Below are 18,253 nucleotides of genomic sequence, written 5' to 3'. Positions count from 1 at the left end.
TTTTCTTTGAACGAGATGCCCATATGAATCCATCCCGACTCAAACCCCTCACGGCACTGGCACTGACCGCCCTGTGCGGCGCACTCCTGCCCAACCTGGCCCAAGCCGCCGCGCCGCAACCCGGCAAAGTGTTCAAGGACTGCAAGGACTGCCCGGAGATGGTGGTACTCCCCGCCGGCACCTTCACCATGGGCACCTCCGAGGGCGAAGTCGGCCGCGAGCCGGACGAAGGCCCGTTGCATGAAGTGACCTTCGCCAAGCCGTTCGCCATGAGCCGCTTTCATATCACCGCCGGTGAGTGGGACAGCTACATCCGCCAGACCGGCGTGAACATCGCCGATGGCGACACCCGCCCCGGTCGCGAATGCATCGCCAGCAAGCCGCGTTACCCCCAGGGCCCACGCCAACCGGCGGTGTGCATGGACATGGATGACATCAAAGGCTATGTGGCCTGGCTGTCGAAAAAGACCGGGCAGCAGTACCACATGGTCAGCGAATCGCAGCGTGAATATGCCGCGCGCGCGGGCTCGACCGGGCCGTTCCCCTTCCCGTTCGATGAGGGCAAGGGCTACAGCATCGCCAAGCATGCGAACACCTATGGCCCGGCCGATGGCTACAGCTATTCCTCACCCGTGGGCAGCTACCCGCCGAATGCCTTCGGCATGTACGACATGCATGGCAACGTCTATGAGCGCGTGGCCGACTGCGAACACCCCAACTACATCGGCGCGCCTACCGATGGCAGTGCGTGGGTGGAGCCGAACTGCGAGGGTTACATGATTCGCGGCAATGACTGGGGCGAAGCGCCAGTGTTTTCGCGCTCGGGCAACCGCAACACCATCTACCCGCAGACGCGCGGAGATTGGATCGGGTTTCGGGTAGTGCGCGACCTGTAACACGGACACCCTTCAATGTGGGAGCTGGCTTGCCTGCGATGGCGGCAGGTCAGCTAACATCAATGTGTCTGACCCACCGCAATCGCAGGCAAGCCAGCTCCCACATTTGGACCGCATGCCTCAGGAAAATTGCGGTCAGCCCTTCTGCGCCAACAGCGCCAACCCTTCATGCAACGCCGGGAACAGGCTGTTGTTGAAGTTGTTCCAGCGCAGCTCGAGGATGGTGTCGTCCGGCGCGATCTCGGTCTTGAGCACGTCGTGGAACACCTCACCCGAATCAATGCCGTTGTCCACGTAGTGGAACGAGGCACCGGTGAGGTACAGCGGCTCCGAGGGCCGGGTTTCCTTGGTCGACCAATCCACCACCGTTTGCCCACGCGCACCGTACAGGGCGTTCCAGGTGGCGTAGGCGCCACGGCGCTCGTAGGGCGATTCGATGCGGGTAATCCCCGGGTGGATGTTCATGATGCGGCGGGCAAACGGCGCGCCCGGACGCACCAGTTCATCGAGAATCACCAGCAGGCCGTCGAGCACCACGATGTCCGCTTTCAATTCCACCAGCGTGTCGTGCAGGCGGCGCTCGAAGTCCTGCTTGCCGGCGATGTGTTCTGCGCTGCCCCGTGGCAAGCGCCGGTAGGTGGACGGCACGCTCAGCAGCAAGTCATTGACCAGCCGGCCTTGCACGCGCAGGTCGGCCGGGTACAGCCATTGGCGGCCCGGCTGGTAGGCAAAGCCGTAGTCGCTGACCAGTTGCTGGTCACGCGGGTTCTGCTCGTCATCGTCGTACACCACCCCCACCAAATGGTAAGCCTCACCCAGCGGCGTGTCGTTCAGCGCCCCCACCAGGGATTCCAACACCGACATCATGTAGCGCTCGTGGTCTTTGTAGGCCACCGGCTGCCCGGCCTTGTCAGCCGCGGCATTGCGCAGGGACCACACGTACACCAGATTCTTTTTCGTCATTGCTTCGCTCTCGCTGGATAGATCAGGCACGCGCCAATGCGCGTGCGCCTACACCACAAGAACGAACCAGCCGCCGCGCAATTTATCCGCCACCGCCACCACTGAGCGCACCGAGCTAAATAGTCGCGCCAATCCTTCGTTTGTCATGGGTAAGGGTCTGTGTGCCCAGCCCCCTCTTTTTCACCTTCCGGGAAGTATTTATGACCGACCCCAAGCGCGGCGCCTTCAACGGTTTGCTCGCATTGCTCAGGCCCTTTCGCACCATCGTGACCGTCTCCGTCGCCCTGGGCATGGCCGGCGGCCTGGCCATCACGCTGTTGCTGGCGACCATCAATAATGCCCTGCACTCGCCCACCGGGATGACGCAGGGGGTGATTCTGACGTTTGCGGCGTTGTGTGTGCTGGCGCTCACCAGTTCGATCGTCTCCGATATCGGTACCAACTATGTGGGCCAGCGGATCATCGCCGCCCTGCGCAAGGACCTGGGTGAAAAGGTGCTGTCGGCGCCCATCGAGCAGATCGAACAGTATCGCTCCCACCGTCTGATCCCGGTGCTGACCCACGATGTCGACACCATCAGCGACTTCTCCTTCGCGTTCACGCCCTTGGCCATTGCCGCCACGGTGACGCTGGGCTGCCTGGGCTACCTGGCGTACCTGTCGGTGCCGATGTTCCTGATGATGGTCGTCGCCATCGTGATTGGCAGCGCCGTGCAGTTCATCGCCGGCGGCAAGGGTATCCAAGGCTTCGACCTTGCACGCAGCCATGAAGACGAATTGCAGCGTTATTACAACGCCATCGCGTCCGGCGCCAAGGAACTGCGCATGCATCGGCCACGGCGCTTTCGCATGAACACCCACCGTATCCAGGAAACGGCGGATCGCATCAGCGATATCCAGGTGCGTTCGGTCAACATCTACATCCTCGCCAAGACCTTCGGCTCGATGCTGTTCTTCGTGGTCATCGGCCTGGCCCTGGCGATGCAGGCCTATAACCCGAACCCGGACCCGGCCGTGATCACCGGCTTCGTGCTGGTGCTGTTGTACATGAAAGGCCCGCTGGAACACCTGCTGGGTTACCTGCCCGTGGTGGGCAAGGCGAAGATTGCCTTCGGGCGTATCAGCGAGCTGTCGGAGCGCTTCTCCTCTCCTGAACCGCACCTGCTGATGGATGACAGCGAGGCGCCGACACCGATCGTCAACAGCCTTGAACTGCGAAACGTGAGCTACAGCCCTCCGGCCGTGGAAGGCAGCGAACCGTTTCACCTGGGGCCGATCAACCTGAGCATTGCCCAAGGCGACATCGTATTTATCGTCGGCGAAAACGGCAGTGGCAAGACCACGCTGATCAAATTGCTGCTGGGGCTCTACCCGCCGCAGTCCGGCGAAATCCTGCTCAACGGCAAGGCCGTGACCGACCCCGAGCGCGATGACTATCGCCAATTGTTCACCACGGTATTCGCCGACTACTACCTGTTCGACGACCTGGTCCAGGGCAGCGCCACCCAGTCACTGGACAGCGCCACTAAATACCTGGAACGCCTGGAGATCGCGCACAAGGTCAGCGTCAAGGACGGTGTGTTCAGCACCACCGACCTGTCCACCGGCCAGCGCAAGCGTCTGGCACTGGTCAACGCCTGGCTGGAAGAACGCCCAGTGCTGGTGTTCGACGAATGGGCCGCCGACCAGGACCCGGCCTTCCGCCGGATTTTCTATACCGAGCTGCTGCCGGACCTCAAGCGCCTGGGCAAAACCATCATTGTGATCAGCCATGACGACCGCTATTTCGACATCGCCGATCAGCTGGTACGGCTGCGCGCCGGCCAGGTAGTGCATGAAATGGAGCCTGCATGAAATTTTCTTTTCCGGTTTTCCGAAGTAGGAACGTCTCACTAGTGGTAATGAGAACTAACCTCAATAAACATTAAAATCTGCCCACTTAAAATATAGAAGAGAAACCATCCATGTCAGCACGACTCGGTCTCAGCCCACTGAGCAAAACGCTAACCAGGGCCCTGAACATCAACCTCCTGCCGAGCGCGCTTGCCCTAGCGGTATCGCTGCCGGTTGCCGGCTATGTGCAGGCACAGGAGATCGAGTTGGATATTCCAGCACAGGCACTGGGGAGTGCACTGCAGGAATTCGGCCGCCAGGCCAACCTGCAGGTGCTGTACAGCCCGACCGACGTGGCGGGAAAAAACAGCACGGCGATCAAAGGCAAATTGGATCCGCAGCAGGCGATCAACACCATGCTGGCAGGCACTTCGACCACCCATAGCCTCAGTGGCAACGCGCTGACCGTTACCGCCGCCGGCGCGTCCGCCGGGCTGGAATTGAGTCCGACCCAAGTGACCGGCAACGTGCTGGGCAACATCACCGAGGGCTCCGGCTCCTACACGCCGGGCACCATTGCCACGGCCACGCGGCTGACCCTGACCCCGCGGGAAACTCCGCAGTCGATCACGGTGATTACCCGCCAACATATCGAGGACTTCGGTCTCAACAACGTCGATGACGTCATGCGCCACACGCCTGGCATCACCGTATCGGCCTATGACACCGACCGTACCAACTATTACTCGCGTGGGTTCCCGGTCAACAGTTTCCAGTACGACGGTATTCCGTCCACCGTGCGCAACGTCGGCTACTCGGCGGGGAACACCCTCAGCGACATGGCGATCTACGACCGCGTCGAAGTGCTCAAGGGTGCCACCGGCCTGCTCAACGGCGCCGGCTCCCTGGGCGCGACCATCAACTTGATCCGCAAGAAGCCGACGTCGGAATTCAAGGGCCATGTGCAATTGGGCGCCGGCTCCTGGGACAACTATCGCAGCGAAGTGGATGTGAGCGGTCCGTTGACCGATAGCGGCAATGTCCGGGGCCGTGCAGTGGCGGCGTACCAGGACAAAAAGTCCTTCATGGACCATTACTCGCGCAAGACCGAAACCTACTACGGCATTACCGAGTTTGACCTGTCCCCCGACACCATGTTGACCGTCGGATTCGACTATCAGGACAACATTCCGAAAGGCTCCAGCTGGTCCGGTTCGTTCCCGTTGGTCAACTCCAACGGCAGCATCAACAAGATGCCACGCTCCTACAACAACGGCGCCACCTGGAGCTCCTGGGAACAGAACACCCGCACCGCCTTTGCCATGCTTGAGCATGATATGGGTGACGGCTGGGTCACCAAATTCCAGCTCGACCACAAGATCAACAGCTACCATGCTGACCTTGGTTCGATCCAGTTTGTCCAGCCGGCAGCCGATGGCACCGCCGAGGTCAACGGTCAGAAATACACCGGCGAAACCAAAAGCACCTCCGCCGACCTCTACGCCACCGGGCCTTTCAGCCTGTTTGGCCGCGAACATGAACTGGTGGTGGGCGGCTCGATCGGCACGTCGCGCTGGCAAGGCAAGGGGTACTGGTCGCCGGATTGGCCAGGCGGCAACAAAGTCGATTTCTACAACTGGAATGGCCATATCGCCAAGCCGATCTACGGCCCTGTCCAGCAATACATTGACGATACCATCCGCCAGACCGGCTACTACATGACCACACGCTTGAACGTGATGGATGACCTGCACGTGATTCTCGGTGGTCGCGTCGCCAACTACCACGTCACCGGTATCAACCCTTCCTACAAGGAAACCGGCCGGTTCGTGCCGTATGCCGGCGTGATCTACGACCTGAACGACAATTTCTCGGTGTACACCAGCTACACCGATATCTTCCAACCCCAGGAAAGCACGTACAAAGACCGCAACCAGACGTTGCTGGAACCGGACGAAGGCCAAAACTACGAGCTGGGCCTGAAGGGCGAGTTTCTCGACGGTCGCTTGAACACCAGCATTGCCTACTTCGAAGTGCATGAAGACAACCGTGCCATCCCGGACGATGCCTATAACAACCAGACTCCTTCCCCGCAAAACTATGCGTTCAAGAGCTCCAAGGCCGTCACCAAGGGTTACGAAGCAGAAATCTCAGGTGAGCTGGCGCCCGGCTGGCAAGTACAAGGCGGTTACACCCACAAGATCGTGCGGGATGCAGACGACAAGAAAATCTCCACCTTCGAACCTGAGCACCAGGTCAACCTGAACACCACTTACAAACTCAAGGGCGATCTCGACAAGTTCACCATCGGTGGCGGCCTGCGCTGGCAGAGCAAGGGTTGGAATGAAATCTACAACTCGCAGCTCAACACCAACCAGGACATCACCCAGGAGTCCTATTGGCTGGTGGACTTGATGACCCGCTACCAGGTCACCAAGAACCTCTCGGCGACTGTCAACTTCAACAACATCTTCGACAAGTCCTACTACACCAACGTGGGCTTCTATAACTCGGCCGCTTACGGCGAGCCGCGCAACGTGATGTTCAGCACCCGCTGGGACTTCTGATGTGATGCCTTGATTGCCCTGGCGGCGATCAACCAAAAGCCCGATGGAAGCGCTGCTTTCATCGGGCTTTTTTGTATCCCGCCCTCCCCTGTGGCGAGTGAGCTAGCCCCTCGCCACAGGTTCAGTGTTCATCACTTGAGGTGTTATTCCATGGCGGCCACCAGGCTACGGATGAACTCGGCACTGTCGATGATCCCATCGTGATCAGTCTCGATCACCACTGAACGCTCGACCCGCCCCTGAACAAGGGTGCTTGCCATGTGCTGCTCGATCAGTTCCTTGAACTGCCCGGCGCGGCTCATGGACGCCCACCAGCAACTGACCGGGGCCTTGATCGGCTTGAAGTCCGCCGCCGACAGACGCTCACTGAGCGCGCGGTCGACCTCCCAGGAAATCTGCGCCTCATTGCCACGCAGCAACTCGTCCTTGATACCGGTAAAGGCCTCGCCCAGGGTCTGCTCGGCCCAGGCGATAAACCCTTGCCATTGCCCCGCTTCGTCTTGGGCATCGCGCTGACATTGCTGCCAGGCCGCCTGAATCCGCTCGGCAAACGCCGGGAACATCACGCCTAACAAGGCCGCACGCCGCTCGTTCGCCGAGACTTCACGGTCATCCTCGGTGACGACCGCCTGCCAATAAGGCGTGAGCCACTGCGGCGGCGCGGAGTCGATCCAGCCGACAAACTCGACGTCGCGTCCCGCTTGCTCCAGCACGTAGGCGACTTCCATCGCCAGGTTGCCACCCAGCGACCAGCCTGCCAGGCGGAAGGCGCCTTGGGGCTGGGCCAACAGGAGTTGCTCGGCATAATCCTCGACCATGGCTTGCCATTCGGGTACTGCTGCACCGTCTTCGGCCAATGCACGGCAAATCACCCCGAACACCGGACGCTGCTCCCGGAGCGCGAGGGCAATCGCGGTGTAGCAATGCACCGAACCGAAGCTTGGGTGGAACATGAACAACGGTGTGCCTTCTGTCTGGCTGTTGAGCTTGACGATCAACGAGCTGCGCGCGTCGCCCTGCAGGCAGTTGACCTGGCCGCGTACGGTCGGGTTAAGCATCAACTGGCTGACGGACAAGCCGACACCGCTGACTTTACGGATACGCTCCTTGAGCATCAGCACCAGCAAGGAGTGACCGCCCAACTCGAAGAAGTTGTCGTTCAGCCCTACGCGCTCGACACCGAGGACATCACGCCAGATCGCCGCGACTTGCTGCTCGATGGCGCTTTGCGGGGCCTGATAAGCGTCCGTGCCTTGCGCCTCCGGTTTAGGCAACGCCTTGCGATCCAGCTTGCCATTGGGGCTCAGCGGCATCTGTGTCAACACCACCCACTTCGCCGGCACCATGTAGTCCGGCAACTGCGCCGCCAGGTGCATCGCCACCTGTGCTTTCCAATCCTCGCTCGGCGCCTGCAGCACCAGGTAGCCCACCAGGTGCGTGCCGTCCACGGCGAGCACCGCCGCTTCACGCACACACGCATGCTCCAGCAGGCGGGCCTCGATTTCACCCAACTCGATGCGCAAGCCACGCAGCTTGACCTGGTGATCGATGCGCCCGGCGTACTCGATCACCCCATCGTCGCGATAACGCGCCAGGTCCCCGGTGCGATACAAACGGGTGCCACTGCCGAACGGATCGGTCACAAAGCGTTCGGCGGTCAGCCCCGGCCGACGGTGATAACCACGCGCCAGGCCGACGCCGCCGAGATAGAGTTCACCCAACACGCCAACGGGTGCCGGTTCCAGGTTGCCGTCCAACACGTAGCAGCCCAGGTTAGCAATCGGCCGACCAATCGGCACGGCGTCACCCCCTTCGTCGACGCAGGTCCAGTGGGTCACGTCGATTGCCGCTTCGGTCGGCCCATACAGGTTGTACAAACCGGCACGTGGCAGCTTGGCGAACACCTGTTGCTGGGCATCCACCGGCAACGCTTCACCGCTGCACACAATGCGCTGCAGGCTTTGACACGCGCCGACGCCAGCATCCTGCAAGAAGACCTGGAGCATGGACGGCACAAAGTGCAACGTAGTGACTTGCTCGGCGTTGATCAGACTCACCAGCCTGGCCGGATCACGATGGTCGCCCGGCGCTGCCACCACCAGGCGCGCACCGGTCATCAGCGGCCAGAAGAACTCCCACACCGACACGTCGAAACTGAACGGCGTCTTCTGCAAGACCGTATCACTGCCGTCCAGGCCATACGCCTGCTGCATCCAGCACAGCCGGTTGGTCAGCGCCGAATGGCGGTTACCCGCACCTTTGGGTTGGCCGGTGGAGCCCGAGGTGTAGATCACATAGGCGAGGTTTTCGCCATCGACGACGACCTGCGGATTCCGCTCGGCGTAGGCCTGCAACCCCTCATCGCCCTGCTCCAGCACCAGGCTGTGCAAGCCCGTTGGAATCGGCAGTTGCTCCAGCAAATGCGCCTGGGTCAACAACAGCTTCACGTCGCTGTCTTGCAGCATGTAGGCCAATCGATCGCGGGGGTATTCCGGGTCCAGCGGCACATAAGCGCCACCTGCCTTGAGTACAGCCAGCAGGCCAACGACCATTTCAATCGAACGCTCAACCGCCAGCCCCACGAGGACATCCGGCCCCACGCCGGCCGCCATCAGGCGATGCGCCAGGCGGTTTGCCCGGCGGTTAAGCGCGGAGTAACTCAACACCTGCCCGGCAAATACCAGCGCCGGTGCGTCCGGCGTGCGCACCACCTGGGCTTCGATCAACTGATGCACCGCGAGGTGCAGCGGGTAGTCCGTGGCCGTGTCGTTCCAGGCATACAGGACCGTTTCGCGCTCGGAACTGGCCAGCGAAGGCAACGTTGCCAGACGCTGGTCGCCGTCCATTGCCAATGCCTGCAACACCTGCTGGAAGTGCTCGGCCAACCGTTGGATATGCGCCGCGCTGAATGCCTGGCGGTCGTAATTGAACTCCAGGCCAAGGGTTTCACCGATGCCCAGCAGGACGGTCAACGGGTAATGAGTTTGCTCCAGGCTGTGGACGGCGCCAAACGTGAGCCCCGAAGGTGCGCCCTGCTCCAGCGCTTCGGACACTGGGTAGTTCTCAAACACCAGAATGCTGTCGAACAGCGCCTCGCCACCCAGCCCGGCCCAACGCTGGATCTCGAACAGCGGCGTATGCTCCTGCTCACGCAAGCGCACGTTCTGCGCCTGGATCTGCTGCAGCCACTGGCTGACCGTCATCTGTGCATCCGGCGTGGCCACCACGGGCAAGGTGTTGATGAACAGACCGACCTGTTGTTCGATACCGCGCAATTGCGCCGGACGGCCTGCCACAGTGGCGCCGAACGCCACGGTGGACTGCCCGGTGTGATGCTGCAAAAGCAGCAGCCAGGCGCTTTGCACCAACGTATTGAGGGTGACTTTACTGCGCTGGGCGAAGGCCTTGAGCTGAGCGGTCTGGCTGGCGTCCAGGTTCAGACGATGCTCGCCGTTGACCGCCAGCGCCTCGCTTTGCGCAGCTTGTAGGCCACGGGCCAGGCGGGTTGGCTCTTGCAGGTTGAGCAGTTGCTCTTTCCAGAATGCCTCGCTGACCGACTTGTCCTGTGCCTGCAGCCAGGCAATGTAATCGCGGTAACGCCCGATGGGCACACGCAGCGGTTCACCGGCATAATGTTGCAACACCTCGCCAAACAACTGCGAACCACTCCAGCCGTCCATCACGATGTGGTGGTTGGTGTAGATCAAGTGATAACGGGACGCCCCCGTACGGACCACCGTCAGGCTCAGCAACGGCGCCTGTTCCAGCACAAACCCCTGGGCCCGCGCCGACTCGGCCAGGCTATCGAGTGCCACACTGCTGTCAGGACGACCTTGCCAGTCCTGCTCGGCGAACGGCATGTGCATCTGCTTGTAGACCACCTGCAAAGGCTGCTCAAGCTCGGTCTGCCAGAGAAAACCGCTGCGCAGGATCTCATGGCGGTCGACCGCCGCCTGCCAGGCCTGGCGGAAGCGCGGTACATCCAGGCCCTCGACATCGATGCGCATCTGGTTGATGTAGTCACCCGAGCCTTCGCCGTAAAGCGATTGGAACAACATGCCTTGCTGCATCGGCGACAGCGGGTAGACGTCTTCGATATCAGCCACCGTCACCGGCAAGCTGTCCAGTTGCGCCTGGGACAAGCGCGCCAACGGGAAGTCCGAGGGCGTGACACCCCGGTTGACGCCACAGTGCTCGATCAACGCCTTGAGTTCCGCCGCGTAGTCATCCGCCAGGCGCTGTACGGTCGCTTCATCGAACATCTGCTGGCTGAAGCTCCAGTTCAACTTCAATTCGCCGGCGTAGACCTGGCCGTTGATTTCCAACCAGTTACCCAGCGGTGCCCCGGCACTCTGCTCAGAACCACTGCCATCACCGGAGGGGACGAACAAGCCTTCTTGTTCGCCGCCGTCAAAACTGCCGTCGAATTGCCCCAGGTAGTTGAAGGTGATGCGTGGGCGCGGCAGTTCACTCAGGGCCTGTTGAGCCTCGGCATTCCCCAGGTAACGCAGGGCACCAAAGCCCAGGCCCTTGTCGGGAATCGCGCGCAGTTGCTCCTTGATCTGCTTGAGGGAGCCGGCCAACGAATCGGTCGGCATCAGCTTCACCGGGTAGAGGCTGGTGAACCAGCCGACGGTACGGGTCAGGTCGATCTCGTCGAACAGGTCTTCACGGCCATGGCCTTCCAGGCGAATCAACATCGACGCGTCACCGGTCCAGCGCACAACGACGCGCGCCAGCGCGGTCAGCAACAGGTCATTGATCTGGGTGCGGTAAGCACTGGGGGCGTCCTGCAACAGACGCCGCGTGAAGGCCTGATCCAGATGGGTGGTCACACTCAGCGCATGCCGGTTGCTCAAGCTGGCCTTTGGATCGGCCCCCGGCAGGCCGGTGGGGCTGCCTTGCAACTGCGTCTGCCACCAGGCCAGTTCCTGCGCCAGTGCGGCGCTGCGTGCATAGGTTTGCAGACGCTCGGCCCAGGCACGGGTCGCGCTGGTCTTGGCGGGCAACACGACCGTGGCACCTTGGGCAAGCTGACGGTAAGCCGTTTGCAGGTCTTCCAGCAGGATGCGCCAGGACACACCGTCCACCACCAAGTGATGAATCACCAGCAGCAAGCGCTGGGAGCCGTCGGCCAGGTCGACGAGCACTGCACGCAGCAGCGGCCCTTCGCTCAGGTCGAGGCTGCGCTGGGCTTCCTCACCCAGGGCCTCCAACTCTTCGACCGCATTCAAGGTGGTCTGCCACAGGACCTGCTCGGCCTGATGCTGCTGCGGCCCGCGATACGCCGCGCTCCAGCCTGCCGCGCCCTGGACGAATCCGATGCGCAGGGCGTCGTGATGCACGATCAAGGCCTGCAGCGCCGTCACCAGCAGCGGCGCCTGCAACGCCTGGTGTGGCTTTAGCACCACCGACTGGTTCCAGTGGTGACGCTGGGGGATGTCATCGCCAAAAAACGCCTGCTGGACGGGTAGCAACAACAACTCGCCGGTCAATGCCGACTGATCCATCACCACCGCGCCCTCGCCTTCCCGGGCCACGGCCGCCAGGCTCTGGACCGTCTGGTGCTGGAACAGATCCTTGGGCGTGAAGCGCACACCGGCCTGGCGGGCACGGCTGACCACCTGGATCGAGATGATCGAGTCACCACCCAATTCGAAAAAGTTATCGTGCAAACCGACACGTGGCAGACGCAGCACGTCGGACCAGATCGCCGCGATCTTCTGCTCCAGCTCACTCTGTGGCGCCACGTACACCTGCTGCATCTGGCTGACATCCGGGCGCGGCAGCCCCTTGCGGTCGAGCTTGCCATTCGGCGTCAGCGGCATGCGCTCAAGGAACATCAGGTGCGAGGGCACCATATAGTCCGGCAAACGGGTTTTCAGGGCGCGACGCAAGGCTTCGCGGCAGGTCGACTGCGCCACTGCGTCGTTGACGAGCAAGGGGTCCAGCGGCACCACATAGGCGACCAGTTGCTTGCCGCTCGGCCCTTCCTGGGCCACCACCACGGTTTCGCCGACACTGTCCTGCTCGCGCAGGCGCGCTTCGATCTCGCCCAGTTCAATACGGAAGCCACGGATTTTCACCTGATGGTCGACGCGGCCGAGGTAATCCACCACGCCATCCGGGCGGCCACGGGTCAGGTCGCCGCTGCGATACACACGGCTGCCGGGCTTGCCGAACGGGTCCGGTACGAAGCGCTCGGCGGTCAGAGCCGGACGCTCCAGGTAACCCCGGGCTACGCCCTCGCCGCCCAGGTACAATTCACCGGCCACGCCGATAGGTTGCAGGTTGAGGTGTGCGTCCAGCACATAGCCGCTGCGGTTACCCAGCAATGTACCGATCGGTGCGTAGACGGCACCGCAGGGATCGCCCTGGCGCGCTTTCCACAGCAACGGCGTGACCACGGTTTCGGTCGGGCCGTAGCCGTTGAACAGGTAAGTCGGCTTGAGCGCGCGCCAGGCCAGGTCGTAGCTGGCTTGGGCAACGGCATCACCACCGAAGCAGTACACGCGCACCTTCGGTGGGTTGCCGTCCCGCTCGGCATGCTCGGCCAACTGTTGCAGGTACACCGGCGGGAACACCGCCATGGTCACGTTGTGACGGTGCATTTGCTGGTAGGTGTATTCCGGCAGCCACAGGCTGTCATCGCGGATCAACACACTGGCGCCGTTGATCAGCGGGTGCATCCAGCCTTCGTGGGAGCCGTCGAAGGCGAACGACATGAAGTGCAGTTCGCAATCGGCGGGCGAGGTTTCATAACGCTCGCCGGTGGCAATGATATGGGCTACCAGTGGACCGTGGGACACCGCCACGCCTTTGGGCATACCGGTGGAGCCGGAGGTGTAGATCACGTAGGCCAGGTTGTCGCCATCCAGCGCCACCTCGGGTGCGGTGTCGTCGTCAGTGGACCAGGCTTGCGTCTGGTCCACGGCAAGGGCTTCCAGGCCGTCTGGAATCGGTAAGCGCTGTTGCACTGCCGAATGGGTCAACAGCAATCGGGCGCGACTGTCCTGCATCATGTACAGCAGGCGATCACGCGGGTATTCGATGTCCAGTGGCACGTAGACACCACCGGCTTTCATCACCGCGAGGAACGCCACCATGATCTCGGCGCTGCGCGGCATGGCAATCGCCACGCGCACTTCGGGACCGACACCACGGGCGATCAAGGCATGGGCCAGGCGGTTGGCCTGGCGGTCCAGCTCGCCGTAAGTCAGCTGTTGCTCGCCAAATTTCACCGCCACCGCCTCAGGGGTTTCCCCGGCACGGTCGGCCACCAACTCGTGGACCAGGCGCTTGGCCGAGAAGCCGGCGTCGCTCTGGTTCCACAGTTGAAGAATCTGTTGCCGTTCGGCGTTGTCCAGCAGGTTTAATTGGCTGATATTCTGCCGTGGGTCGGCAACCATGCCTTGCAACAGGTTCTGCCAGTGTCGCGCCATGCGTTGCACGGTACTGGCCTCAAACAGGTCCTGGGCATAGCCGAGCGTCGCCCAGATACCTTCGGTGGATTCCTGGATATCCAGGTCCAAGTCGAAATGCGCCGTTTTGCTTTCCCATTCCAGCCCTTCTACCGAAAGATTCGGCAGTTGCTGCTGAACCTGAGCCTGGCCCACGTCGGTCTGGTGGTTGAACATCACTTGGAACAACGGGTTGTGGCTCAGGCTGCGCTCGGGTTGCAGCGCTTCCACCAGTTGCTCGAAGGGCAGGTCCTGGTGGGCCTGGGCGTCCAGTGCCCGTTGCCGGGCCTGTTGCAACAGTTGCTCGACGCTCATCTGGCCGTGGAGATCGGCCTTGAGCACCTGGGTGTTGACGAAGAAGCCGATCAGACGCTCGGTCTCGCTGCGATTGCGGTTGGCGATCGGCACCCCGACACGGATCTCTTCCTGGCCACTGTAGCGATGCAGCAACGTCTGGAACGAGGCCAATAGCAGCATGAACAAGGTCACGTCCTGCTGCTTGGCCAGGGCCTTGAGGCTTTGGGTCAACGCGCCGGGCAGTTCGAATGCCAGGCGCGCGCCACGATGGCTTTGCACAGCCGGACGTGGGTGGTCGAACGGCAACGCCAACACGCTCTGCTCACCGCCTAGCATGTCGCGCCAATACGCCAGTTGACGGGCCTTCTCGCCCGCCTCCATCCAGTTGCGCTGCCATACGGCGTAGTCGGCGTACTGAATCGGCAGCGCCGGCCATTGCAACACCTGTCCCTGGCTGTAGGCAGCATAGAGTTGCACCAGTTCTTCAACCATCAGCTGCATCGACCAGCCATCGGACACGATGTGATGCTGCACCAATACCAATACATGTTCATCAGCGGCGATGCGCAGCAACGAAACCCGCAGCAAAGGCCCTTGTCCCAGATTGAAGGGTTGGGCTATTTCGGCCTCGACCCGCGCCTTGAGCTGTGCTTCCTGCACCTCGGCGTGCGCTATCTGCAACGACAGCTGCGGTGAAATGATTTGAACCGCGCGGTCGCGCTCCTGGCGCAAATGAGTGCGCAGGCTTTCATGCCGGGCCAGCAAGGTATCGAAACTGCGTTGCAGTGCACCCAGGTCAAGCTGCCCTTTCAAACGCAAGGCGCTGGGGATGTGGTACGCGGCGCTTTGCGGCTCCAGTTGCCATAAAAACCACTGGCGCTCCTGAGCGTAGGACAGCGGTAACGGCTGGTCCCGCCCTACCGGCAACAGCGCGGGCGCGGTCGGCGCGCCTGGGGCCTGGGTGGTCAGTGCGGCGACAAACCCCTCCAGGCGCGGCTGCTCGAACAGCAATTTGAGCGGCACTTCGCGCTGCAATGCCTGGCGAACGCGCGAGACCACCTGCATGGCCAGCAGCGAATGCCCGCCGAGCTCGAAGAAGTGGTGGGTCAGGCCCACACGCTCGACGCCAAGAATATCGGCCCAGATCGCCGCAACCTGCTGTTGCAGTGGCGTAATCGGTGCCTGCCAGGCCTGTTGCACCGCACTGCCATCGGGTTTGGGCAGCGCCTGGCGGTCAAGCTTGCCGTTGGGGTTCAACGGCATGCGGTCGAGGAAGATCAGGTGCGCAGGCACCATGTAATCGGGCAGTTGCTCACGCAAGGTGGCCTTGAGCGTTTCGCCCGCCGCCGCATGCTCGGCGGCGGACAACGGCTGGGCTGGCACAAGGTAAGCCACCAACTGGTTGTCGGCCGCCAGCAGGAAGGCTTCGCGCACGGCCTTCTGGGCCAACAGCAGCGCTTCGATCTCACCCAACTCGATTCGGAAACCGCGGATTTTGACCTGATGGTCGACGCGACCGACGTATTCGATCACCCCGTCGGCGCGATAACGCGCCAGGTCACCGGTGCGGTAAAGACGCTCGCCCAGGGTGCTGAACGGGTCGGCGACAAAACGCTCAGCGGTCAGGCTCGGGCGTTGCAGGTAATCACGGGCCAAGCCACTGGCACTGGCAATGTACAGCTCACCCACGGCGCCAACCGGCAACAGGTTAAGGTCACGGTCCAACACATACAGGCCACGCCCCGGCAACGCGCGGCCAATCGGGCTGGCAGTGGCGCCAATCACGGCGTTGTCATCGCTGCAATCGAGCACGCTGGACACCACCGTGGCCTCGGTCGGCCCGTACGTATTGAGCAGCCGTACATGCCCCAGCCCCGCGCGCCGCCACAGCACCGGGCCATCCAGCGGCATCGCTTCGCCGCCGATATGCACCTGGCGCAATGCGCCATAGGGCCGTGGCCCCGCTGCCAGGCAATCCTGCAGGAACAGTTTCCAATAGGCGGTGGGCAAGTCGGCCAGGGTGATGCCTTGGTCGATAATCTGCCGGTACAGGTCAGCGCCGTCCCACAACTGCGGCCCGCGCAACACGACCGTCGCGCCCAGGGTCAGGGCCGGGTACAGCTGCTCGACAAAACCATCGAAGTTCAGGGTCGCGAACTGCAGTACGCGGTCGTCCGCGACCAGGCGCGAATACTCGGCCGCGATACCGGCGAATTCGCTCAATGCCGCATGGCTGATGGCAACGCCTTTTGGCTTGCCGGTGGAGCCGGAGGTGTAGATGACATACGCCAGGCTGCGGGGCTCGAACACGGCAGGCGGGTTGTGCTCGGCACACTGCGCCAACTGCGCGTCGGCAACGTCGATGTCCAGCGCCGTCAGATCGGGCAGCAATGGCAAGCGGTCGCGCAGGTGGGATTGGGTCAACACCAGTCGCACACCACTGTCATCGAGCATATGCACCAGGCGTTCACGCGGGTATTCAGGGTCAAGCGGCACGTAGGCGCCACCCGCCTTGAGCACGGCCAACAGGCTGACCACCATGGCAAAGGAGCGCTCGACCGCGATCCCCACCAGAACTTCCGGGCCTACGCCCTGGGCGATCAGGTAGTGCGCCAGGCGATTGGCCTGGCGGTTCAGTTCACCGTAGCTGAGCGTTTGCTCATCCAAGGCCAGTGCCTGGCGCGCCGGATGTTCGCGGGCCTGCGCCTCGAACAACTGGTGCACGGCATGCGGTGCGGCGACGGTGGCGGGGGCATTCCAGTCCTTGAGCATCCGCTGTTGTTCGGGTGCATCGAGCATCGACAGCGCGCAAAGACGGCTGCGTGGTGCACTCACTGCCGCCTGGAGCAGGTTCTGCCAATGCTGCGCCAAGCGTTCGATGGTTGCGCTTTCGAACAGGTCGGTGGCGTAGGTCAGCGCCGCCCAGAGGCCTTCGGCGGACTCATGGGTGTCCAGGCTCAGGTCGAAATGCGTGGTCTGGCTCTCCCAATCCAGTTCCGCCACCCGCAGGCCAGGCAATTGCTGGCCATCGCGCCCGCCCTGGGCGTCGGTCTGGTGGTTGAACATCACTTGGAACAGCGGGTTATGGCTCAGGCTGCGTTCAGGTTGCAGCGCCACCACCAATTGTTCAAACGGCAAGTCCTGGTGCGCCTGGGCTTCCAGGGCGCGGCGCTTGGCCTGTTGCAGCAGTTCGGCGAAGCTCATCTGCCCGTCAAGGTCGGCCTTGAGCACTTGGGTGTTGACGAAAAAGCCGATCAGCCGCTCGGTTTCCACGCGGTTGCGGTTGGCATTCGGCACGCCGATGCGGATGTCCGACTGGCCGCTGTAGCGAAACAGCAGGGTCTGGAACGAGGCCAGCAACAGCATGAACGGGGTCACGCCTTCTTGCTGGGCCAGGCGCTTGATACCGGACACCAGGTCCGCCGGCAGATGCACCTGCAAGCTGGCGCCGCGATGGCTTTGCTGCGCCGGGCGCGGATGGTCGAGGGGTAATTCCAGCACCGGTTGCTCACCGCCCAGCAGGTCCTGCCAGTAGGCCAATTGACGGGCCTTCTCCCCGGCTTCCATCCAGCTGCGCTGCCACAGCGCGTAGTCGGCGTAGTGGATCGGCAAGCCCGGCAATTGCACATCCTGGCCTTGGCTGTGCGCGGCGTAGAACTGCACCAGCTCCTCGACCATGACCTGCATCGACCAGCCATCGGAAATAATGTGGTGCTGCACCATCACCAGCACATGCTCGTCTTCGGCCAGTTGCAGCAAGGTCACGCGCAACAACGGCCCCGCCTGCAAATCGAAAGGCCGGGCTATCTCGGCTTCGATGCGCGCCATCAATTGGTGTTCGTCGGCAACGTCCTGCTGTATCTCGATGCGCGCCTCGGGCGCTACGTTTTGCAGCAGGCGCTCGCCGTCCTGTACCAGGCGTGTGCGCAGGCTTTCATGGCGGACCAGCAGGCTGTCGAACGCGCGTTGCAGGGCCGCCAGGTCCAGTCGGCCCTGCAGACGTAGTGCGCCGGGAATATGATAAGTGGCGCTGTCCGGGTCCAGTTGCCAGAGAAACCACTGGCGTTCCTGGGCGTAGGACAGCGGCAGGTGTTGGCCGTCCTCGCGGATCGAGGCAATCGGCAGTTGGGCGAAGCTCATGCCGCGGCTTTGCAGGCGCTGGTAAAACTGCTGGCGCTGTTCCAGAGGCAGGCGAAGAAAGCGCGAAACCAGATCGATGTTAGGGTTGGAAAGCATGG

The 18,253-nt window shown here is 62.3% G+C and carries 5 protein-coding genes; 3 read left to right on the top strand and 2 right to left on the bottom strand.

What is annotated here, in order from left to right:
* Positions 1 to 23: 23 nt before the first annotated feature.
* Positions 24 to 896, top strand: a complete 873-nt coding sequence (locus tag AACY52_RS11255) for a formylglycine-generating enzyme family protein (protein ID WP_339560494.1) — start codon at positions 24 to 26, stop codon at positions 894 to 896.
* 135 nt (positions 897 to 1,031) lie between these two features.
* Here the strand turns inward: AACY52_RS11255 and AACY52_RS11250 are convergent, their stop codons facing one another.
* On the bottom strand, positions 1,032 to 1,859 hold the full coding sequence (locus tag AACY52_RS11250; protein WP_339428095.1) for a N(5)-hydroxyornithine transformylase PvdF: 828 nt from the start codon (positions 1,857 to 1,859) through the stop codon (positions 1,032 to 1,034).
* Between the two features lie 200 nt (positions 1,860 to 2,059).
* Here AACY52_RS11250 and AACY52_RS11245 point away from each other — a divergent pair, with 200 nt between their 5' ends.
* The gene (locus AACY52_RS11245; RefSeq protein ID WP_339560493.1) at positions 2,060 to 3,712 is read left to right on the top strand and encodes a cyclic peptide export ABC transporter; all 1,653 of its coding nucleotides are present in this window, start codon (positions 2,060 to 2,062) and stop codon (positions 3,710 to 3,712) included.
* Positions 3,713 to 3,822: 110 nt separating this feature from the next.
* Positions 3,823 to 6,258 (top strand): TonB-dependent siderophore receptor, encoded by a 2,436-nt coding sequence (locus AACY52_RS11240; protein ID WP_339428097.1) that lies wholly within the window; start codon positions 3,823 to 3,825, stop codon positions 6,256 to 6,258.
* A gap of 143 nt (positions 6,259 to 6,401) precedes the next feature.
* On the opposite strand, the gene AACY52_RS11235 is transcribed toward AACY52_RS11240, so the two are convergent.
* Positions 6,402 to 18,251, bottom strand: coding sequence for a non-ribosomal peptide synthase/polyketide synthase (locus AACY52_RS11235; RefSeq protein WP_339560492.1), 11,850 nt, complete (start codon positions 18,249 to 18,251; stop codon positions 6,402 to 6,404).
* Between the last annotated feature and the right edge of the window lie 2 nt (positions 18,252 to 18,253).

It is taken from the genome of Pseudomonas sp. EA_65y_Pfl1_P113, from assembly GCF_963970525.1.
GTDB classification, from domain to species: Bacteria; Pseudomonadota; Gammaproteobacteria; order Pseudomonadales; family Pseudomonadaceae; genus Aquipseudomonas; species Aquipseudomonas tritici.
The sequence above is the reverse complement of the archived record's forward strand: the minus strand, read 5'-3'. Positions and strand labels throughout refer to the sequence as shown.